This window comes from Peribacillus sp. NPDC094092 (assembly GCF_050279365.1).
In the GTDB taxonomy this organism is placed as follows: domain Bacteria; phylum Bacillota; class Bacilli; order Bacillales; family DSM-1321; genus Peribacillus.
This window is the reverse complement of the sequence record NZ_JBNNUC010000003.1, coordinates 541672-562923: the sequence shown is the minus strand read 5'-3', so window position 1 is coordinate 562923 and position 21252 is coordinate 541672. Positions and strand designations below refer to the sequence as shown.

The window sequence follows — 21252 nt, the reverse complement described above, 5'->3', positions numbered from 1 at the left end:
TATGAAAAAGGTTGGTTTTTTTCGCTCAATTCATTTTAAATTTGTTCTGATTTATGTATTGCTCATTTTCGTAGCTATGCAAATAATCGGGGTATATTTTGTTGGGGAATTGGAAGAAAATCTTGTCGGGAACTTTACGAAATCAATAAAAGGTCATGTTAACCTGCTTACCTACAGTATTGGTGAAGAAATGGAAAAAGAGAGGGGAGAGGAAGATCCAACCCTCGAAGAAGCGATTGACACGATATTGAAGGACCGGGATAATTCATCGAATGATATTTCGGAAGTACGTGTCATCGACACCCGCAGCAGACGCGTGATCGGGACTTCTGCCCCAAGTAACCAGGATATTGTAGGGAAGAAGACAACAGAGGTCCTTATTAAGAATACGCTCATTTATGGAAAAGAAGATAGTGATGTATTTCGGGATCAGAAAACAGGCAGGCGGCTCTGGGTCCTTTCGACACCCATTGAAGCAAATGGGGAGGTCATTGGCGCCGTCTATGTAATAGCAGAGATGGAAAATGTCTTTGAGCAGATGGATGAAATCAATAGTATCTTCATGACGGGTACGGCCATCGCCCTAGCCATTACGGCCATCTTGGGCATCCTGCTCGCACGAACGATCACTAGGCCAATGTCCGATATGAGAAAGCAGGCCCTGGTGATGGCGAAAGGGAATTTCTCCAGGAAAGTTAGGGTATATGGCGATGATGAAATTGGCCAGCTTGCCGTAACTTTCAATAATTTGACCAAAAAGCTTCAAGAGTCGCAATCAAGCACAGAAGGGGAGCGGCGCAAGCTATCATCTGTCCTTGCCAATATGACGGATGGCGTAATTTCAACGGACAGGCGCGGTCGGGTGAATCTGATTAATGAACCGGCTGCACAATTATTGAATGTCTCGAGTGAGACCGTCATGAACCAACCGATCATTGAGGTTTTGGGTCTTGAAGAGGAATATAAATTTGAGGATTTACTGGAAGAGCGAGATTCCATTATCCTGGATTACAGCAAAAAAGACCGGCCTTTCATTTTGAGGGGGAACTTTTCGGTCATTCAAAAGGAAACGGGATTCGTCAATGGTTTGATTACTGTTTTGCATGATATAACAGAGCAGGAGAAAATCGAGAGCGAACGCAGGGAGTTTGTTGCCAATGTATCGCATGAACTGCGAACACCGTTAACGACGATGAGAAGTTACCTGGAAGCATTGGCTGAAGGTGCATGGAAGGATGAGGAAATCGCTCCATCCTTTTTAAGCGTGACCCAAAATGAAACGGAACGAATGATCAGGCTTGTTAATGATCTGTTGCAGCTTTCGAAAATGGACAGTAAAGATTACAGGCTTAAAACCGGCTGGGTGAATTTCAATAAATTCTATGACCACATCATCGATCGTTTTGAAATGACGAAAAATGATGATATCACGTTTAAACGTGATTTGCCGAAGGAAGCTTATTTTGTGGATATTGATGAAGATAAAATCACCCAGGTTCTCTATAATGTAATCTCCAACTCCTTAAAGTACTCACCTGAAGGGGGTCAAGTGACTTTCCGCGTCAGGGCATCTGATGGCTTTATCATTGTGAGCATTACAGATCAAGGAGTGGGTATCCCGAAAAACGTCATTGATAAAATATTCGACCGCTTCTACCGTGTGGATAAAGCAAGGGCCCGTAACTTAGGCGGGACAGGGCTTGGTTTAGCGATTGCAAAAGAGATGGTCGTGGCGCATGGCGGGAAAATATGGGCGGAAAGTGTGGATGGAAAAGGAACTACCGTGTTCTTTACACTTCCTTACGAACAGGAAGAAGAGGATGATTGGTCATGAATTTTGAACGTGCAAAAAGTATCATACTGATTATTTTGGTCGGGACAAGCATTTTTTTGACATGGAGCATTTGGACGTACGAGCCTGAATATGATCAATTTGACCAATCGAATTATATAAAGATTAAAAGCGATGTCCAGATTGTCAGTGATGTCATTAAACCAGTCAGTATCCTCTTCCATGGCAATGGACAGCATTTCCAGACTTCCAATCCGGTAGAAATAGATGAAATGGAAAAGGAATTTGCGCAATGGCGTTTCAGCGGCATTAAAGAGGTATCCGTAAAAAGGCTGCAAAGGAAATTTGACGATTTTGTCCATGAAGATGGATCGGTTGAAATCGAATTTTCCGATGATATACCCATCGCCCTTTATAAAACGGTATTGAATATAACGGATAAGGAAGTGCCTGGATTTTCATTCGATCGAATCATCATTAAACAAAAGGATCTCAGTGGTAATGAATCTCCCGTTTATTTTGTTTCCTATGATCAAGAGAAGATTTATCAGGGGTTGGTCGACTCTAAAAAACTAAGGAATTTCATGGATTCATTTTATAGGGATTCTTACGATAAGCATCCTGAATACACGGCCGAAACCATAAGCAGCAAAAGGACGCTGTTCGTTCCGGAAAAGCCAGTGGAGATCAAAAGACTTGAGTATTATATTGATTACTTGGATATTGGTAACTTGAAAAATGCGTTATTTAATTATCCGAAGTTCGTACGTCAGGAATCCGTTTCGGTCGGTGAGGAATACACGGATGGAACAAGACTTATGACCGTCAATAAAGAGAATTACTTAATTTCTTATATCAACCCGGCACAAAAGAGCAAGTTATTTGGCAGTTCCAGTGACCTTCTGCAAAAAAGCATCGATTTCATCAATGATCATGCCGGTTGGGAGAATAACAATTACCGCTTTGCCTATATGTCTGAGAATGAACAACGAGTGGTATTCCGCTTATTCGTAAATGGTTATCCGGCCTTCAATGAATCGGGAATGACAGAAATCGAGCAAATTTGGGGGAAAGAAGAAATTTATAGCTATGACCGCCCATACTTTTCACTCGATTCAGTCCTCCCGTCAGAAGGAGCGGTAGTAATTTTACCAAGCGGTAAAGAAGTGTTGAATAAGCTGAAATCGAAAGATAATATCGATTTCAAAAGCGTGGAGGACATCTCGATTGGCTATAAACTGAATAAATCCCTCGATTCCAAACTTGTAACACTCGTTACACTTGAGCCCACTTGGTATTATCGTATCGGCGATAAATGGTTTATAGTGCCTTTTGAAGAAGATACAGGAGGCGATCAAAGTGGATTGGAATAATACAAAGTCGATTTTCATCATGGTTTTCTTCATTTTGAATATTTTTCTACTTTATCAATTCCTGGAAAAGATTAATGACTCTCAATATGAAAGTTTCACGGAATCCTCAACAGAAGAACTTTTGCAAGAAGATGAGATTTCAATAGAAGTACCACTTCCGAAACAAAAGTTGAAGGATCAATTCCTGATTGCTCAAAGCAAGACTTTCGAGAAGAAAGATATACAGTACCTGAAAAATCAAAAAGCGAAAATCATCGATGGTAAGAAGCTTGTGGGCACATTTAAAACACCGGTTGGCATGAAAGCGGAAGTTCATGCTGCAGACCTGGATATATTCCTGAAGGAGTATATATTAAATGGAAATGAGTATCATTTTTGGAGCTATGATGAAATCAACCAGACCATCATCTGCTATCAAGTGGCAGATAAAAAGATGTTTTTTAATAATAGTAAGGGGAAGGTCACTCTATATCTGAACAAGAAGGGTGAAATCGTTTCCTATGAACAGATGTATTTAGAGGGAATCGAAAAATTCAATAAACCTAAAGAATTGGTATCTGCTTTAAATGCCATTGGAGCATTGTATCAGAATGGTGATATTGATCCAAAAAGCAAAGTCACGAATGTGAAACTGGGCTTTTATAATTCGCTGCAGACGACATCTGTGTCACATTTACTTGTGCCAACATGGTGGGTGGTCATTGATGATGAAACGGATCTCTTCGTGAATGCTTTTGATGGAGAGGTCATTGAACTGAATACAGAAGAAAAAATACTGGAGTGAGTAAAGATGACAATGCATTTTAGTGTTCTCGCAAGCGGGAGTACAGGAAATGCCTTTTTCGTGGAAACGGAGGATCAATCTTTCCTTGTCGATGCCGGCTTAAGCGGTAAAGCCCTGGAAGCATTGTTTCAGGATATAGGCCGAGATATGTCAAAGTTATCGGGTATCCTCGTTACCCATGAGCACAGCGACCATATTAAAGGTCTTGGCGTGGTTGCCAGAAAACATAAACTCCCGATCTATGCGAATGCAAAAACATGGAATGCCATGGATCGATCAATCGGTGAAATTGCAACCGAACAAAAATTCACATTTGAAATGGAACAGGTCAAAACGTTCGGCAGTCTTGATATAGAATCTTTTGGCGTTTCACATGATGCGGCAGAGCCGATGTTTTACGTCTTTCATCATGAAGATAAGAAACTTGTGGTCATTACCGATACAGGGTACGTAAGCGATCGGATGAAAGGAATCATCTCGAATGCCGATGCGTATGTATTTGAAAGTAACCATGATGTGTCCATGCTGAGGATGGGAAAATATCCATGGAGCATCAAGCGCCGGATTTTAAGTGATGTAGGACATGTTTGTAACGAAGACGCTGCCCTGGCAATGAGTGAAGTGGCCGGTGATAAGACCAAGCGGATTTACTTGGCCCACTTAAGCCTTGATAACAATATGAAAGATCTAGCAAGAATGTCGGTCGAACAGACGTTAAAGACAAAGGGGATCATCGTCGGCGAACAATTTTCCCTATATGATACAGACCCGAAAAGACCAACGGAGCTTGTTACGTTATAAATAAAAGGAATGGATGAGGGATACCTTGTTCATTCCTTTTTTATTTTTAAAAATTTCGGTTGGTAAGTTACGAAACGGATTAAAAGGGGTATCGTTTGGTTAGAACTGTATAGGTAAAAGGAAAATGGCTGTATACCCTTAAATAAAAGCATTCATTTTTTTAGAAAAAATTCGGTAATTGAGTATAATTGAGGGAGGATACCAAACAATAGAATTGCTATATTTCATTCCTAAAATGAGAGGATGGGGCGGTCTTGGGTTATTATGATCAGAATGAAGAGAACCAAAATAAACGGAAAAAAGGCTATACAGGCTATTTTCTGGCAGGCTTGGGGGGCGTCATCATCGGGGCCTTACTTATTTTACCGGGAAGTGGCCTGTTAAATAACGATGATAACGAAATGACAACGGAGAAATCAACGGAGAATGAACCCGCGGAGCAGTCCCAGCAAAACCTTACTCTTGATGTAACAAGTGCTGTCACCAATGCTGTTGATAAAGCCAGCGACGCAGTGGTCGGGATCACTAACATTCAGGAAACGAACTTCTGGAGTCAAGGGAGCAACGCCGAGGACAGTTCGGCAGAAGCCGGCACTGGTTCTGGAGTCGTCTATAAAAAAGATGGGGGCAAAGCCTATATCGTCACGAATAATCACGTCATTGAAGGCGCTAATGAACTGGAAGTGACATTAAGTGATGGCACTAAATTACCAGCTGAACTACAAGGTAGTGACCCATGGACAGATTTAGCCGTCATTGTCGTGAACGGTGATAAAATCAAAACCATTGCTGAATTCGGAAAATCCGGCAAATTGAAACCTGGTGAGCCCGTAATTGCCATTGGCAATCCTTTAGGCCTCCAATTCTCTGGATCGATCACACAAGGGATCATCTCCGGTTTGGAGCGTACGATAGAGGTGGATATCAATGAGGACGGACAAGTGGATTGGAATGCGGAGGTCATCCAGACCGATGCAGCGATTAACCCAGGTAACAGCGGGGGGGCACTCGTTAATATGTCAGGGCAGGTCATCGGAATAAATTCGATGAAGATTGCGGAAAATGCAGTGGAAGGAATCGGTCTTTCCATTCCGATCGATTCAGTTATCCCGATCATTAATGATATAGAGGAATTTGGTGAAGTGAAACGAGCCTTCTTGGGTGTGAACTTGGCATCTGTAGAAGAGATTTCCCAATATCATCAACAAAATACATTAAAATTACCAAGGAAAGTTACATATGGCGTTGCCATAACAGGCGTTCAAAGCAACTCCCCAGCATCCAAAGCAGGTTTGAAGGAATTTGACGTCGTCGTTGGAATGGATAATGAAAAAATTCATGACGTCGTGGAATTACGAAAATACCTTTACAACGAAAAGAAAATCGGAGATAAAGTTAAAATCATTTATTACCGTGACGGAAAGAAAGAAACTGCGGAAGTCAAACTTTCAAGCAGCGAAATTTAAAAGAATGAAAGGACAGGGGGAAAAAATGCCTCCTGTCCTTTCTATTTCCTTGCGATTTTCTTATTTTTTGTTACGATTACCTGTGGATATATACTTAAATTAATAATCTCAAGTAACTTGTGGATAATTGGGAATGGAAGTACTGGGAATAATGAGTGGGAAAGGAGTATGAAAGATGAAATTATATTGCTGTCAGGAACACGTGGACATGGCGCTGGATGAAGTGGTATACGAATGTGAAACATATCCTGTTTTAACGCTGGTTCCAGAAGGAAATCAGTTATCAACAACCTGTGAATATTGTCGAAACGTGGCAATATATCTAGTAGGGAACTAATATTCCCATACAAGATGTGGATAGATTTTGTGGATATGTGGATAACTTTTGTGGATAACATGTTCGTAACCTGTTCTTAACCTGTTCTTAACATTTTCCGAAGAATGAAGCGGCGGGTGGAATGGTTTAGATTCAAGCTTTGGTTGTACGAAAATCAACATCATCCTTCACCGGATCTGAACTAAATCCAGCCCTTTGTTCTTCCATTCACATTAAAAAATAACGAAAGTTACCGTTGCCGCTTTCAGGGGCAGCGGTTTTTATTTTAAAAGCATTAAAAATTGGAAAGGATATGCTTGTTTTGCTTATAGGTCACTGTAAGGTATGATAATAGGTAGGCAAATCCAACAATTGATAGTAAAAACATAATGAAAGCTAGAGGATATATATGAAAATAACGATTATTACAGTTGGCAAGCTAAAGGAAAAATACTTAAAGCAAGGAATTGCTGAATATACAAAAAGGTTAAGCGCCTATGCTAATATAGAACTTGTCGAAGTACCGGATGAAAAAGCCCCGGAGAACCTGAGTGCAGCGGACATGGACATTGTTAAGCAAAAGGAGGGTGAACGAATCCTGGCGAAAGTCAGTCCGGACACCTACGTAATAACGCTTGAGGTCAATGGGAAACAGCTTACTTCAGAGCAGCTGGCCACTCATTTGGATCAGCTCGCCACCTATGGAAAGAGCAAAATTGCCTTTATTATCGGCGGGTCGCTTGGGCTTGGCACCGAGGTGTTATCAAGGAGTGATTATGCCCTTTCCTTCTCGAAAATGACCTTTCCGCATCAATTAATGAAACTGGTTCTGGTGGAGCAAATATATCGGGCTTTTCGGATAAATAGAAATGAACCATATCATAAATGAAATGAACTGATTCCGGGTGAACTCCCCGTAAAGTTAATGGGATAACATATTAAATCTTAATGTAATGAAAAGAGGGTAACGAATGAATAAAGAGTCCATTTATGGTTTAACATTCGAACAATTGACAGCGTGGCTTTCGGATCATGGCCATAAAAAATTCAGGGCTTCCCAAGTTTGGGAGTGGCTCTATAGAACACGTGTGACGAGTTTCTCTGAAATGACGGATGTTAATAAAGAGTGCATAAAATTACTTGAAGAGCACTTTGTCATCCAGACTTTGACTGAGCACGTCAAGCAAGAATCAGCGGATGGCACGATCAAGTTCTTGTTTAAATTACAGGATGGAAACCTTATCGAAACGGTCATGATGAGGCATAAATACGGAATTTCGGTTTGTGTCACCACCCAAGTGGGCTGCAATATTGGATGCAGTTTCTGTGCCAGCGGATTATTGGCCAAAAGCCGTGATTTATCCAGCGGGGAAATAGTGGAACAAATCATGAACGTTCAACTGCATCTGGATAAATTGGAACAAGGGGATGTTGTAAGCCATGTTGTTGTAATGGGTATTGGCGAACCGTTCGATAACTTTGAAAATATGTTAGACTTTTTGAAGGTGCTCATGGACCATAAGGGTCTTGCTATAGCGGGCAGGCGCATTACTGTTTCGACGAGCGGTCTTGCCAATAAGATTTATGAATTCACCGATACCCAATTACAGGTGAATCTGGCCATCTCATTGCATGCGCCGAATAATGAGCTCAGGACACAAATCATGAAAATAAACCGTGGTATCCCGATAGAAAAATTGATGAAATCTCTTGATTATTATTTAGAGAAAACGAATAGGAGAATTACGATTGAATATATCCTATTGAAAGATGTCAATGACCACCAAGAAGAAGCCGAGCAACTCGCCACTCTTCTTGAGGACAAAAAACATCGGCTCTATGTCAACCTGATTCCATATAATCCTGTAGATGAGCATAGTCAATATCAGAGAAGTGAAAAAGCGTCCGTTCTCGCTTTTTATGATACACTGAAAAAAAGAGGCGTAAATTGTAAAATCCGCCAAGAACATGGAACGGATATTGATGCAGCTTGCGGCCAGCTTAGAAGCAAGCAAATCAAGAAAGCAGAAGCCCAGTAATCACTAAGAGAAACCGACAAAAAGAGGCCGCATATTTCGCGGCCTCTTTGGCATGACTTTATTATTTAGCTATTTCCTTTACCGAGGCGACTTCATACGTTGTAAGCTCGCTGCCTAAAATTGGAGATTCCTTTTTTGCTTCACCGGTACCTGGTTCAGGACGTTTATGTGCAGCTTTGAATGCATCGCTATTTCTCCAAGCAGTAAAGTTTTCAAGGTTTTCCCAGTACATATTTACGCTAAGTTCATCGTAGTCCGACAAATTCTGCGTTAATAATACTTCAACTTTTACGAAGCCTTCCATCGTATCAAGTGGACCTGGTGCAGTAAATCCTGGGGCCATGACTGCACCCATCCCTTTTTTGACTCTGATTCTATTCGTTACGATTATCATAAATCAGCACTCCCTTTGGAAATCGGTTTAGAAACTACACCCTATTTAGGCTTTATATCATGCATATTTTAGCATATTGAAAGAAGCAGGGTCCATTTTGATTAACTCAGATCATGATATCCTTTTGATCATTTTTTTAATGAAGAGGGGTGTTTCATTATATTGAAATAAGGCAATTGAATTTGGTTATTACAAGGTTTATCGATGCATATCGCGTATAATAGAACCTTGTATAAGGAAATTATGATTTTGGAAACAATAAAGCAACATACTAAACAACAAAAGAGGCTGTCAAATGAATGAATTGAGTTTTACTGATTATACATTAAGCGATGAAATTGTAAGGGCATTAGAAAGCTTGGGATATCAACGTCCAACGGAAGTACAGCGTGAAGTGATCCCGGTGGCGCTGGAAAAGAGGGATCTTGTCGTTAAATCCCAAACGGGGAGTGGCAAGACCGCTTCGTTCGGCATACCGATCTGCGAAATGGTCGATTGGGAGGAGAATAAGCCTCAGGCGCTTATTTTAACACCGACACGTGAGCTGGCTGTACAAGTAAAAGAGGATATTACGAATATAGGCAGATTTAAAAGGATAAAGGCTACTGCGGTTTATGGAAAGCATCCTTTCGCACTGCAAAAAGCGGAATTGAAACAAAAAAGCCATGTAGTCGTCGGAACCCCAGGGCGTGTCCTGGATCATATCGAGAAAGGGACATTCGCCTTGGAACGCCTAACTCATTTGGTTATTGATGAAGCAGACGAAATGCTGAATATGGGCTTCATCGAACAAGTGGAAGCCATTATTAAAGAGCTTCCAAAAGATAGAGTAACCATGCTATTCTCTGCTACGTTACCTGAAAGTATAAAAAAACTATGTAAGCAATATATGAAAGATCCCCTTGATATTGAAATCAAAGCAAAGGGTGTAACGACGGAGAAGATTGAACATGCTCTTATAGAAGTGAAGGAAGACGATAAGTTTTCCTTGCTTAGAGACGTCACCATCACGGAAAACCCCGATAGCTGCATCATTTTCTGCCGGACGAAAGATAGGGTAGACCAAGTATGTGAACAGCTGCTTGAACTGGAATATCCGTGTGATATGATTCACGGCGGCATGGTTCAGGAAGATCGCCTTGCAGTGATGAATGAATTCAGAAGAGGTGAATTCCGCTATTTGGTTGCGACAGATGTTGCTGCACGTGGTATTGACATCGACAATATAACCCATGTGATTAACTATGACCTGCCAATGGAAAAGGAAAGTTACGTACATCGAACTGGAAGAACGGGCCGTGCCGGTAAAAAAGGGAAAGCCATTACTTTTGTGACGCCGTATGAAGACAAATTCCTTGCTGAGATTCAAGGATATATTGGTTTTGAAATCCCTAAGATGACTGTTCCTTCAAAAGAGGAAGTATCCAATAAAAAAATGGAATTCGAAGCGAAACTGGAAGCTCGTCCAAAGATCAAAAAAGATAAAAGTGAACAGCTGAATAAACAAATCATGAAGTTGTATTTTAATGGCGGCAAGAAAAAGAAACTCAGGGCTGTAGATTTTGTCGGAACCATCGCAAAGATTGATGGAGTGAATGCAGAGGACATCGGGATCATTACGATCCAGGACAATGTGTCTTATGTGGAAATATTGAATGAAAAGGGACCGCTTGTCTTGAAAGTGATGAAAAATACGAAAGTAAAAGGCAAACTTTTGAAGGTTTCAGAGGCTTTTAAGAAGTAAAGGTGTTGAATGGAAAGAAGCTGGAAGACCGAAATATAGGTCTTCCCGCTTCTTTTTTTATGTTTTCCGTCCCCAGTGTTTCAAAACTGGGGACGAGAAGAATTCGACAAATCCCAAAATAATTCGACCTCCTAATCCATCCTCACTGGAATGATTTTTTGTTTTGAGAATGTGAAAATTCTTTTTCTGAATTCTGTTTATCCGTCAAAATAGAGTGGTATATGAGGAAGGATAACGCAATTATTTCGTATCAAATAAATACATACAACACGATTTAATCTGAATACTTAGATATGGAGGGGAATGAGTGGGATGAAAGAAGCAAATGAAAGCGGAAGAATTGATGAGCAAAGGAAGCAGCGACAGCTGGATCAATATCGAGTGGACGATAATGGGAAAAAGATGACGACTAACCAAGGGTTGCGTATTTCTGAGGATGAGCATTCATTGAAAGCGGGAACACGTGGTCCAACTTTGATGGAGGACTTTCATTTCCGGGAAAAAATGACACATTTTGACCATGAGCGTATTCCCGAGCGGATTGTCCATGCCCGTGGATCTGGTGCTCATGGATATTTTCAGGTATATGAACCGATGGCCGAATATACAAAAGCCAAGTTTCTTCAAGACCCTTCAGTCAAGACACCAGTATTCGTTCGTTACTCCACGGTGGCGGGTTCCCGCGGATCGGCAGACTCGGTCCGTGATGTACGGGGATTTTCCACCAAGTTTTATACGGAGGAAGGAAACTATGATTTGGTAGGAAATAATATTCCAGTATTTTTTATCCAGGATGCCATTAAGTTCCCGGATTTAATTCATGCGGTTAAACCGGAGCCTCATAACGAAATACCTCAGGCTGCGTCTGCCCATGATACTTTTTGGGACTTCGTCGCCAACAATGAAGAAACGGCCCATATGGTCATGTGGCATCTTTCCGATAGGGCCATACCGAGAAGTTTCCGGATGATGGAAGGGTTTGGTGTCCACACATTCCGTTTCATAAATGAACAAGGCGTGGCCCATTTCGTCAAATTCCATTGGAAGCCTGTACTGGGAGTTAAATCCCTTGTCTGGGATGAGGCACAGAAAATTGCAGGAAAGAATCCCGACTTTCACCGCCAAGATTTATGGGAATCGATAGATACCGGAAATTATCCTGAATTTGAATTTGGTGTGCAAATGATTAAGGAGGAAGATGAATTCAAATTCGACTTTGATATCCTTGATCCCACTAAACTATGGCCGGAAGAACAAATCCCGGTGAAAATAATCGGAAAAATGGTTTTGAATCAAAATACGGATAACTTTTTTGCAGAGACGGAACAGATAGCATTCCATCCGGGGCATGTCGTACCAGGTATTGATTTTTCAAATGATCCGCTGCTCCAGGGACGTTTATTCTCATACACCGATACCCAGCTATCCCGATTGGGAGGACCGAATTTCCATGAGCTTCCGATTAATAGGGCGGTTGCCCCCGTTCATAATAATCAACGCGATGGCATGCACAGAATGTCAATAAATCCAGGGCAGGTCAGCTACCATAAAAATTCCCTTGCAGGCAACTCTCCCGAACCTGCTTCGGAGGAGGAAGGCGGCTATGCACATTACCAGGAAAAAGTCGATGGCAGGAAGGTCCGACAACGCAGCGCAAGCTTCAAAGATCATTACAGCCAGGCTAAATTATTTTGGAATAGCATGACGGAAGTGGAGAAGGAGCATATTATTCAGGCTTTCCATTTTGAAGTGGGAAAAGTGAAAAATAAGGACGTTCAGCAGCAAATCGTCGAGATGTTCAGCAATGTGGATGTCGAACTGGCTAAAACGATCGCAATTGGGGTGGGCGTGAATCCTCCGGCCAACAAAAGTGGGGTCAAAATGGATTTGGCTTCTCCGGCTTTAAGCCAGGAGCAAGTGAAAGTGAACACGGCCGCAACGAGGAAAGTGGCAATCTTGGCTGCAGATGGTTTCAATGGGTCAGAGGTTAATCAAGTCTTGGAATCATTTAAATCGGCAGGGATTACGGCTGAATTCATCAGTCATAATCGTGGAGTGATTACAAGTTCTGAAGGACAGCGTGCAGAGGTGAATCAGACATTCCTGACAGCCGATTCAGTACTTTTCGATGCTGTATATGTGGCAGGAGGCCAGGAAAGTGTCGATGCTTTAAAGGCATCCAAGGAACCAATTTACTTTGTTGATGAAGCCTACAATCATTTCAAGGCGATTGGTGCGGGAAAAGAAGGGGCAGAAATCTTATCGAAGGCAGGTATTGTCTCCAATGATCCAGCCTCAGGCATTGTAGATGTTACGGATAATAATGGTGGTACTGCCTTTATCGAGGCAATTGCCAAGCACCGTCATTGGAATCGCGCTTAAATTGTATGAAAAACCCCCAGACTTGGAGTCGGGGGGTTTTTTAATATAAGCTACTTTGCTTTTTCTTCAAAAAGCGATGCAATGCCAACGATTACCTTTGTGGCCAGGATCATATTATCGACAGAAATAAACTCATACTTGCCATGAAAGTTCTCCCCGCCCGTAAAGATGTTGGGTGTTGGCAGGCCCATATACGATAGTTGAGAACCGTCCGTACCGCCGCGTATCGGCGAAATCTTCGGTTTTATATCGAGTTTCTCCATTGCTTCGTGGGCAATATTCACGATTTCCTTTACGGGTTCGATTTTTTCCTTCATGTTGAAGTATTGGTCGTGTAATTCAAGCTCGATACGGTTTTGCCCATATTTTTCTTTTAAATCTTCGATTGCTTTTGTTATATATTCCTTGCGTTCATTGAATTTTTGGCGGTCGAAATCCCTGATGATATAAGATAGCTTGGTCTCTTCCACATCACCGTGAAAGGAAATCAGATGATAAAATCCTTCGTAGCCTTCCGTATATTCCGGAGCTTCTGACACTGGGAGTCCATTATGGAATTCCATGGCGATTTTAGCGGAGTTGACCATTTTTCCTTTAGCCGTACCAGGGTGAATATTCGTCCCTTTGATCAGGATTTTGGCCGATGCTGCATTGAAGCTCTCATATTCAAGTTCTCCAAGCGGTCCACCGTCCACGGTGTAGGCAAATTGCGCATCAAAAGCATCTACATCAAACTTATGGGGCCCCCTGCCGATTTCCTCATCGGGAGTAAAGGCAACACGGATTTTTCCATGCTTGATTTCCGGATGCTGGATCAAATAATCCATGGCAGTCATGATTTCGGCAATTCCAGCCTTATTATCTGCACCCAACAGGGTTGTCCCATCCGTTGTAATCAAGGTATGCCCAATATAGTTCTTAAGCGAAGGAAAATCGTCAGGTGAAAGAATGACATCCAATTTTTCATGTAAAGTAAGATCTTTGCCATCATAGTTGTCAACGATTTGCGGTTTTACATCTTTTCCAGTGAAATCCGTTGCTGTATCGACATGGGCCAAGAAACCGATTGTCGGGACATCCTTAGTTGAATTGGCTGGCAAGGTTGCCATGACATATCCGTTCTGATCAATCGTCACTTCCTTCATCCCAATGGATTCAAGTTCCTTGACCAATGCATTTGCCAAGGTCAACTGTCCGGGTGTAGAGGGGCATGATGGATTTTCCTCATTCGATTGGGTATCCACTTTCACATAAGAAGTGAATCTTTCAATGATTTCATTTTTCACTTTTCCTTCAACTCCTTTTTCCCTTATCTTACCATGATTGATCAAAATGGAAAAATTATCTTTACCTATGTGACATACAGAATCATTTACTAAATATTCAAGGGTGTTGTCACCAGCAAAGAACGGCATATCCGTAATTGACATGCCGCTCTTTGCTTTCGCTTTTTAGAGTGGGTTATTCAAGGCCCATACCGATACGCTTTTCCCATGTACGGGAAAGGTCGCGAAACCATCTTCTTCAATGGTGATGTGGTCATCTCTATGACAAGTTACATCACTCCAGATTTCACCAGCGCGATGTTCACCGACGAACATCCTTTTTTCACTGTTGTGATCTCCATTCGAGATTATGACGGCGCACCCCGAGCCTTCCAGCTCTTCAACGCCGTGCCGGACCCACCCTATCGTATTTGGGTCATCAAAGTAGTCCGTCTGTTCTCCGTAAGCTTTTTCATATCTGGCATATAATAGGCGATCTAGAATGTCCTTTTTCCCAGGCACCGGAGAAGGCCCGCCGATTCCATAATAGTCCCCGTAAAAGACACATGGATAACCGCAAAGTCTAAGCAAGGTAAGTGCATATGCCGATGGTTTGAACCAGTCCTTTACCCAGGATTCCAGTGATTCATGGGGCTGGGAGTCATGGTTGTCGACAAAAGTGACGGCCTGTGCCGGATTGGTTTGGACGAGGGTATCATCAAAGATGGTTGAGAGGTCGAAGTCAGTTCCTGCGTTTGAGGCCTCATGAAACTTATAATGCAGGGAAACATCGAACAAGTTGAGGTCATGATTGGTTTGCTCTAAGTAAGTTTGACAAGCTTTAACATCCGCCTTCCAAAATTCTCCGACCATGAAGAAATGTTCCTTTGTATAAGGAATGAGTTCTTGGAGAAATTCATTGATGAATTCATAATCGATATGTTTGACGGCGTCCAAACGAAAACCATCACACTTTAACGTATCAACCATCCATTTTCCCCAGCTAATCATTTCCTGACGAACTTCCGGCAGGCTGTAATCGATGTTGGCAAACATTAAATAATCATAATTTCCGAATTCATCGATGACATGCTGATTCCAGTGCTTGTTTTCGCCTGTGATTCGATATACACCCATTTTGTCGTTTTCGGCATCATAGTCTGTACCATTAAAATGGGTATGGTTCCACTTAAAATCAGAGTATTTATTTTTACGGCCTGGAAAATCGAATTTTGTCCAACCTTCCATTTCAAATGGTTCTGAGATATCTTCCATGCGGTTTTCTGGATTGACTTCAATCACTTCAAATTTTTCGGTTCCATCGGCTCCTGCTTTATGGTTCATGACTAAATCGATATAAACGCAAAGCCCGTAGTTATGACAGGTTGCTATTGCTTGCAGCAATTCATCTTTGGTCCCGTATTTGGTACGGACTGTCCCTTTTTGGTCAAATTCCCCCAAATCGTATCCGTCGTATATTCCATATCCATTATCCCCAACGGATTGCCCTTTCGTAACTGGCGGAAGCCAAACGCAGTCAATTCCTATATCCTTCAACTTGGAAGCCGCAAATTTCAATCTCTCCCAATGAGAACCATCTGCTTCAAGATGCCACTCAAAAAATTGCATCATCGTATGATTTCTTTTCATCCGTTCCCCCCCTGACACCGACCCGTTATCAACAAAAGTGAAACTGTACGATCGGATAAAGTAATAATGGAAATCTTTACCCCCTAAATTCAATTGATAAACAAGTGAATAACTCACTTGATTGAGGTTCATTCACCTCTTTATTTTACTATTTTATACCAAATAAGGGTATTTTATATTGATTAGCAGCTAAAAATTAATCAAATGTGGGGAATACCCGGGAAAAGGCTATACGCCGCTTCAATAAAAAAGGTATCCCGAATATTTTGGGATACCTCGGACTATAGATAATTCGAAGAAAAGCAGTTTGCCTACAGTTTTCTTAAAAAAACGTAGCATACCCTTGTCATAATCATGTTTAGGGATGGAACCATTCCCAACTCCTTTTTGCACCTTTTTTATTGGGAGGGGGTTGTCCATTATACTTTTTACCCTCTTCGTTTAAAGAAGTGGGCGAAAGCCATTGCACCTAATAATAAGATTAGGAGCACGGAAGATAGAATGATCATATCTTTGGGGAAGCTACTGTTACCTGCCTCCTTTTGGTTCATGTTCCCATTTATTCGTGAAGGTGCACCATTCTCGCCGCGGTCCATGTCAGGGGGACGCATGGCAGCCCCATTCTCGCCGCCGCCCATGTTTGGTGGTTGTTGGCCTGCATTTGCGTCATCACCCATATTAGGGGCCCCGCCGCCCATACCGCTTTCTGTCTCGGCTTCCACAACCAGATCTCCAGAAAGCTGCGCCAAGATGGATTCAGCACGTTGGACAGCGAAATCAACTAGCGTTTCCTCGCCTGACGTTGCTTCTGTATACTCGTCCATTGTATAAAACTTGGTAGGATCCTTTTTCACATATGGTGTGATTAATGTAGAAATTTCAGTGGTCATTGCTGTCATATTTTCTTCAGAGAAAAAATCCGTGGCAATGTCGTCCAGATAATCATAATATTTTTCACGATACCCGTCGTTGGAAAGCAGGGCATTCAATAAAGGGCGGTCTTCAAGGGCCGTACCTGAAACAGGCTCGGTAATGCTGAAGTTGATATTATTTTCATTCATGAAGTTCGAACTCATATCCATCATTCCGCCACCGTTCATATTCGGTGCTTCCCCAAGAAGTTCCGTGTCATCCTGCTTAGCAGCATCGTCGTTATTTTCAGCCGCCGCTTCATCTTTTTGGCCAGCGGCCACTTCATTTTTATTTTCTGGATCGGGTGCGCCCTCCTGTCGCCCGCCGCCTCCGGAAAAGCCTCCAAATGACATATTATAGTCCCAGGGAAGCATGGAAAAGATTCCATTTTCCTCATACAGATAGTAATTATGCTTTAATGTGCCTTGATAATGATCGAGGTTGACGAGGGCCGTATTTGCTGCAAAGTAGCGTAATGTTTCATCTACATCTAACACTTCTTCCAAATCCCCGCCATTATTGATAGCATCAAGCATCTTGATCATGGCAGATTGATCGGAATTTTCATTTGTTTTTAAGTTCAACCCTGTATAATCATCAATATCATCACTGATCCATTTTAAATCACTTCCGGTGCCATCAGGATAATAAAGATCACCGTTGCCAGATGGAAAGTTATGATTCAGAAATGTTTCATTAATAGATTCAACGCCTAAATACAAGCCCCATTCTTTTCCGTTGATGGTCACGTACATATAGGAGTGTCCAGGAGTTGCGATGCCCATCTTTTCCATTAGCTCATATGAAAGGTACTCCCTCATATACGTGGGATCACTATAATTATTATTTAAATCGAATTCTTTCAGACCGTGTAAATTTTGATCTGATTGATAGTAATCAAAATCTATATTCCAGCTGTAGCGTTCCGAATTTTCCATTTGTACAACAGAGTTTAAGGAAAGGTTTCCTTTGGTTCGAAACCCCACATTTTCAACTTTTTCCCCATTAATGGTCACATCCGATGCAACAACTTCCTTTTCAGAGGGGTTATCCAGGATGGATTCCAAATCCTCATCAGCCAATGTTATATCCACGGTTGTCACCTTACTTTGGTCAAATACAGATTTTGTATAAGTATTTCCTTTAGTGGCTTTTTCAACTTGAAGATTGGGAAAGAAAAACATCACTGCAATAAAAATTATGATCAATAATCCGCTGGTCGCTACTACATATCTTGTTTTTAACATGCCAAGGCTCCTTCCTCTAGAGGGGTTGGGCATGGATTTTTATGTCCGCCATCTATCTTAAGCTGTGAAGTTGCCATCATAACTTAACATGATGGCAGAGTGAACGCTGTTCATGTCCTTGACTTGATTTATGAATTCCGCATTATTATCTTTTAATCGAATTTCATATGTCACTTCGAGGTTATTATCCGCCATGACGGATTTCGATTTGACGGAATGCCTTTTCACCTTGTTGGATATCACTTCTTCTAACGCTTTTTCAATTGATGCATCTGAATATTTAACGATTAGTAAAAATGGATTTTCAACAGTGATCCGATTGGCAAATATGAGCATCACAATGCCTATTAAAATGGCACCTATGATCACCAGCGGAATAAGTCCGGCCCCGCATAAAATCCCGGACGCCGCTGCCCAGAATAGGAAGACCAAGTCCATGGGATCCTTGATAGGCGTTCTGAATCGCACGATGGAAAGGGCACCGACCATACCAAGGGAGATAACGATATTAGTTGATATGCCCATGATGATCAAAGCCGTGGCCATTGTCATGATGATGAGGGATATATTGAAATTATGTGAGTACATCACACCGGAAAAGGTCTTTTTATAAATGACGTAAATGAACAATCCGATGGCAAATGCCAACAGTAATCCAATTAGGGAGTCAATGATTGAAAAACTCTCGGTCTTGTCCAAAAAGCTGGATTTGAAAATATCATTAAAAGTGGTGCTGGTTGTCGTTGTATCCATTTTCTATTCCTCCAAATTTCATGTGTTTGTTGCAATCAGCCGTATCTTCTGCTTAGTTGGTATTTCGAAAAAGCCGTTTTTCTAGTATCGATGATGGATAACAATTGTTTGATGATATCCGGAAGAAATTCATCAAACTTTATTTCCAGGATGACACAATCTGGGTCTAAAGCATTGACCACGATTAATTCGGGATTCAGGAAGTCCGTATCCCGATAGCTCGTTTTCACATTACTGTCAAAGGTTACCCGCACATTTCCGTACTCATAGATGAATACCTCCCTTTCATAGTCAACGACAGTTGTCGGCTTGATTTGGAAAAGGGTCATTTGGATGTATAAGTCCCTGAGGATATCCCTTGAATCCTCGGACATCCAGTCTATATCCCCTGAACGAATCCGTTCGTATTCTCTAGCAGAAAGCCTGCACTTCTGTTTATAGGTAAGGTTATTCCGCTTACTCTTTTTTTCTAGATTGATGAAATTGGCATTATGATCATAAAGTCTGGCCCTGAATTTATCCCTATGATAGAACCCCTCTGTTTTTTGCCGCAGGATTTTATTGTCAAAGTTGTCGAAATAAACACTTCGAATTAAATATTTCCCATCAAGCCCATGGGGATCAAGCCTCATGAAGTTTAGCAGATTCTTTCTTAGTAAATGACAATCCGCTTTGGTGATTGCATGTTTGAGTTCCCGCCTTCCCTTTAAACCGTTCATTGTCGTTCCTCCTTTTCCATGATTTTTACTGCATTCAGCTTATAAACGGAAGCTTAATAAAACCTTAAGAACATTTTTTATATGGAATAGTTAAATAGAGAATAGGCCCCAGTTTTAACCTTTTCTTAATTTTATTGGAATTTAATAGCAGAAAAATGAGTGAATTTACTCATTGAGAATAATTATCATTATCAGTAAAATGAATTCCATGATAATGATAATTATTCTCAATTAATTCAATTCATGGAGGTTCACTATGATAACGAATACGCTGACAAAAAATGATCAACTATTGGAACAACAAAATACAAGGGAATCAAATGCCCGATCATATCCTAGAAGATTACCCATGGCGATCGATCATGCGGAGGGAATTTACTTAACAGACATGGATGGAAAACGATATATTGATTTTCTTGCCGGGGCTGGAACATTAGCACTTGGACACAATCATCCGGCAGTGCTTGAAGCAATGGAAAAAATTCTTAAGGATAAGCGTCCTTTGCATACATTGGACTTTACGACGCCGATCAAAGAACAGTTCGTAGATGAAATTTTTAAATGCCTGCCTGAGGAATTCAGGAAAAATGCGAAAATTCAATTCTGTGGTCCTACTGGCGGAGACGCCATCGAGGCAGCACTTAAACTGGTAAAAACAGCAACAGGCAATAGAAGCATTTTATCCTTCCAAGGAGCTTACCACGGGGCAACGCATGCAACCATGTCAATCAGCGGCAATACAAAACCAAAGGAAAAAATACAAGGGTTAATCCCGGATGTACAATTCCTGCCGTATCCTTACCAATATCGCTGCCCCTTTGGAATAGGCGGAGAAGAAAGCCATAAAATCAGCAGCCGGTATATCGAAAATCTATTGAACGATCCTGAATCTGGATTATTGCCGCCTGCAGGAATGATTTTAGAAGCCGTACAAGGTGAGGGTGGCTCCATTCCAGCTCCAATTCCATGGCTTAAGGAAATCAGGAGAATAACGAAAGAGAAGGGCATCCCGCTAATTATTGACGAAGTTCAATCAGGTATCGGACGTACAGGGAAAATGTTTGCCTTTGAACATGCAGGAATCATTCCGGATGTCCTTGTACTATCCAAAGCAATAGGCGGAAGTCTTCCATTATCGGTGGTGATTTATAACAAAGAGCTTGACCTATGGTCACCAGGTGCACACATCGGTACGTTCCGCGGAAATCAAATGGCAATGGCAGCGGGAACAGCTACTTTAAAATACATGAAAGAGACGAATCTTGTGGAGCATGCCGCTAAAATGGGAGAAATCTTAAAGGATACTCTTAAAGATTTGCAAAAAGAAATTAAGCAGATCGGTGATGTCAGGGGCCGGGGATTAATGGTCGGTGTGGAAATGATCAATCATGAAGAACCGGAAAATGCAAATGGAAGCCATCCTGCTAATTCGCAACTTGCCAGTGCCATTCAACAGGAATGCTTTCAAAGAGGGTTGATTCTGGAAGTTGGCGGCAGACATGGAAGTGTAGTGAGGTTCTTGCCTCCATTGATCGTAACGGAATCCCAGCTTCGCGAAGCCACTGCAATTTTTGAACAAGCAGTTCGTGCAGCTGTTGCAAGAGGGTGAATGATC

Annotated in this window: 17 protein-coding genes; 11 read left to right on the top strand and 6 right to left on the bottom strand. The window is 41.6% G+C overall.

The window, feature by feature from the left end:
- Position 1: 1 nt before the first annotated feature.
- From walK to rlmN, 8 genes are all read left to right on the top strand, one after another.
- Positions 2–1834 (top strand): cell wall metabolism sensor histidine kinase WalK, encoded by a 1833-nt coding sequence (gene walK / locus ACQKNS_RS18335; protein ID WP_427644723.1) that lies wholly within the window; start codon positions 2–4, stop codon positions 1832–1834.
- A complete protein-coding gene (locus ACQKNS_RS18330) occupies positions 1831–3165 on the top strand; it encodes a YycH family regulatory protein (protein WP_427644722.1) in 1335 nt (444 codons plus the stop codon). The genes walK and ACQKNS_RS18330 overlap by 4 nt, the downstream gene beginning before the upstream one ends.
- Positions 3152–3949 (top strand): two-component system regulatory protein YycI, encoded by a 798-nt coding sequence (locus ACQKNS_RS18325; RefSeq protein WP_427644721.1) that lies wholly within the window; start codon positions 3152–3154, stop codon positions 3947–3949. The genes ACQKNS_RS18330 and ACQKNS_RS18325 overlap by 14 nt, the downstream gene beginning before the upstream one ends.
- Before the next feature lie 6 nt (positions 3950–3955).
- The gene (locus tag ACQKNS_RS18320; RefSeq protein WP_076368488.1) at positions 3956–4750 is read left to right on the top strand and encodes an MBL fold metallo-hydrolase; all 795 of its coding nucleotides are present in this window, start codon (positions 3956–3958) and stop codon (positions 4748–4750) included.
- 254 nt (positions 4751–5004) lie between these two features.
- Positions 5005–6216 carry a S1C family serine protease gene (locus ACQKNS_RS18315; protein WP_427644720.1) on the top strand — a complete coding sequence of 404 codons (1212 nt, stop codon included), beginning with the start codon at positions 5005–5007 and terminating at the stop codon, positions 6214–6216.
- Positions 6217–6391: 175 nt separating this feature from the next.
- Positions 6392–6553, top strand: coding sequence for a CxxH/CxxC protein (locus tag ACQKNS_RS18310; RefSeq protein ID WP_427644719.1), 162 nt, complete (start codon positions 6392–6394; stop codon positions 6551–6553).
- A 388-nt stretch (positions 6554–6941) separates the two neighbouring features.
- Entirely contained in the window at positions 6942–7421 is a 480-nt protein-coding gene (rlmH, locus tag ACQKNS_RS18305; RefSeq protein ID WP_427644718.1) for a 23S rRNA (pseudouridine(1915)-N(3))-methyltransferase RlmH, read from the top strand.
- Between the two features lie 82 nt (positions 7422–7503).
- On the top strand, positions 7504–8571 hold the full coding sequence (gene rlmN, locus ACQKNS_RS18300) for a 23S rRNA (adenine(2503)-C(2))-methyltransferase RlmN (protein ID WP_427644717.1): 1068 nt from the start codon (positions 7504–7506) through the stop codon (positions 8569–8571).
- 61 nt (positions 8572–8632) lie between these two features.
- Here the strand turns inward: rlmN and ACQKNS_RS18295 are convergent, their stop codons facing one another.
- Entirely contained in the window at positions 8633–8965 is a 333-nt protein-coding gene (locus ACQKNS_RS18295; protein ID WP_427644716.1) for a heme oxygenase, read from the bottom strand.
- A 295-nt stretch (positions 8966–9260) separates the two neighbouring features.
- On the opposite strand from ACQKNS_RS18295, the gene ACQKNS_RS18290 reads away from it, so the two are divergent.
- Together ACQKNS_RS18290 and ACQKNS_RS18285 are read left to right on the top strand one after the other, a co-directional pair.
- The gene (locus ACQKNS_RS18290; RefSeq protein ID WP_427644715.1) at positions 9261–10709 is read left to right on the top strand and encodes a DEAD/DEAH box helicase; all 1449 of its coding nucleotides are present in this window, start codon (positions 9261–9263) and stop codon (positions 10707–10709) included.
- 312 nt (positions 10710–11021) lie between these two features.
- On the top strand, positions 11022–13091 hold the full coding sequence (locus ACQKNS_RS18285; protein ID WP_427644714.1) for a catalase: 2070 nt from the start codon (positions 11022–11024) through the stop codon (positions 13089–13091).
- 50 nt (positions 13092–13141) lie between these two features.
- Here ACQKNS_RS18285 and pepT read toward each other — a convergent pair whose 3' ends face one another.
- The 5 genes from pepT to ACQKNS_RS18260 all read right to left on the bottom strand — a co-directional run bounded on the left by pepT (position 13142) and on the right by ACQKNS_RS18260 (position 19637).
- Positions 13142–14377, bottom strand: a complete 1236-nt coding sequence (gene pepT / locus ACQKNS_RS18280; RefSeq protein WP_427644754.1) for a peptidase T — start codon at positions 14375–14377, stop codon at positions 13142–13144.
- Between the two features lie 165 nt (positions 14378–14542).
- Positions 14543–16006, bottom strand: a complete 1464-nt coding sequence (locus ACQKNS_RS18275) for an alpha-amylase (RefSeq protein ID WP_427644713.1) — start codon at positions 16004–16006, stop codon at positions 14543–14545.
- A 428-nt stretch (positions 16007–16434) separates the two neighbouring features.
- Entirely contained in the window at positions 16435–18165 is a 1731-nt protein-coding gene (locus ACQKNS_RS18270) for a CotH kinase family protein (protein WP_427644712.1), read from the bottom strand.
- Positions 18166–18222: 57 nt separating this feature from the next.
- The gene (locus ACQKNS_RS18265; protein WP_427644711.1) at positions 18223–18918 is read right to left on the bottom strand and encodes a DUF4956 domain-containing protein; all 696 of its coding nucleotides are present in this window, start codon (positions 18916–18918) and stop codon (positions 18223–18225) included.
- A 35-nt stretch (positions 18919–18953) separates the two neighbouring features.
- Positions 18954–19637 carry a polyphosphate polymerase domain-containing protein gene (locus ACQKNS_RS18260; RefSeq protein ID WP_427644710.1) on the bottom strand — a complete coding sequence of 228 codons (684 nt, stop codon included), beginning with the start codon at positions 19635–19637 and terminating at the stop codon, positions 18954–18956.
- 256 nt (positions 19638–19893) lie between these two features.
- On the opposite strand from ACQKNS_RS18260, the gene ACQKNS_RS18255 reads away from it, so the two are divergent.
- The gene (locus ACQKNS_RS18255) at positions 19894–21246 is read left to right on the top strand and encodes an aspartate aminotransferase family protein (RefSeq protein WP_427644709.1); all 1353 of its coding nucleotides are present in this window, start codon (positions 19894–19896) and stop codon (positions 21244–21246) included.
- The last annotated feature ends 6 nt before the right edge of the window (positions 21247–21252 follow it).

What these genes read in the sequence shown, in the direction of transcription:
- ACQKNS_RS18290 (WP_427644715.1), top strand. Translation starts at nt 9,261, where the DNA reads ATGAATGAATTGAGTTTTACTGATTATACATTAAGCGATGAAATTGTA.
- ACQKNS_RS18320 (WP_076368488.1), top strand. Translation starts at nt 3,956, where the DNA reads ATGACAATGCATTTTAGTGTTCTCGCAAGCGGGAGTACAGGAAATGCC.
- rlmH (WP_427644718.1), top strand. Translation starts at nt 6,942, where the DNA reads ATGAAAATAACGATTATTACAGTTGGCAAGCTAAAGGAAAAATACTTA.
- ACQKNS_RS18285 (WP_427644714.1), top strand. Translation starts at nt 11,022, where the DNA reads ATGAAAGAAGCAAATGAAAGCGGAAGAATTGATGAGCAAAGGAAGCAG.
- ACQKNS_RS18330 (WP_427644722.1), top strand. Translation starts at nt 1,831, where the DNA reads ATGAATTTTGAACGTGCAAAAAGTATCATACTGATTATTTTGGTCGGG.
- rlmN (WP_427644717.1), top strand. Translation starts at nt 7,504, where the DNA reads ATGAATAAAGAGTCCATTTATGGTTTAACATTCGAACAATTGACAGCG.
- ACQKNS_RS18295 (WP_427644716.1), bottom strand. Translation starts at nt 8,965, where the DNA reads ATGATAATCGTAACGAATAGAATCAGAGTCAAAAAAGGGATGGGTGCA.
- ACQKNS_RS18310 (WP_427644719.1), top strand. Translation starts at nt 6,392, where the DNA reads ATGAAATTATATTGCTGTCAGGAACACGTGGACATGGCGCTGGATGAA.
- ACQKNS_RS18255 (WP_427644709.1), top strand. Translation starts at nt 19,894, where the DNA reads ATGATAACGAATACGCTGACAAAAAATGATCAACTATTGGAACAACAA.
- ACQKNS_RS18260 (WP_427644710.1), bottom strand. Translation starts at nt 19,637, where the DNA reads ATGAACGGTTTAAAGGGAAGGCGGGAACTCAAACATGCAATCACCAAA.
- walK (WP_427644723.1), top strand. Translation starts at nt 2, where the DNA reads ATGAAAAAGGTTGGTTTTTTTCGCTCAATTCATTTTAAATTTGTTCTG.
- ACQKNS_RS18265 (WP_427644711.1), bottom strand. Translation starts at nt 18,918, where the DNA reads ATGGATACAACGACAACCAGCACCACTTTTAATGATATTTTCAAATCC.
- ACQKNS_RS18275 (WP_427644713.1), bottom strand. Translation starts at nt 16,006, where the DNA reads ATGAAAAGAAATCATACGATGATGCAATTTTTTGAGTGGCATCTTGAA.
- ACQKNS_RS18270 (WP_427644712.1), bottom strand. Translation starts at nt 18,165, where the DNA reads ATGTTAAAAACAAGATATGTAGTAGCGACCAGCGGATTATTGATCATA.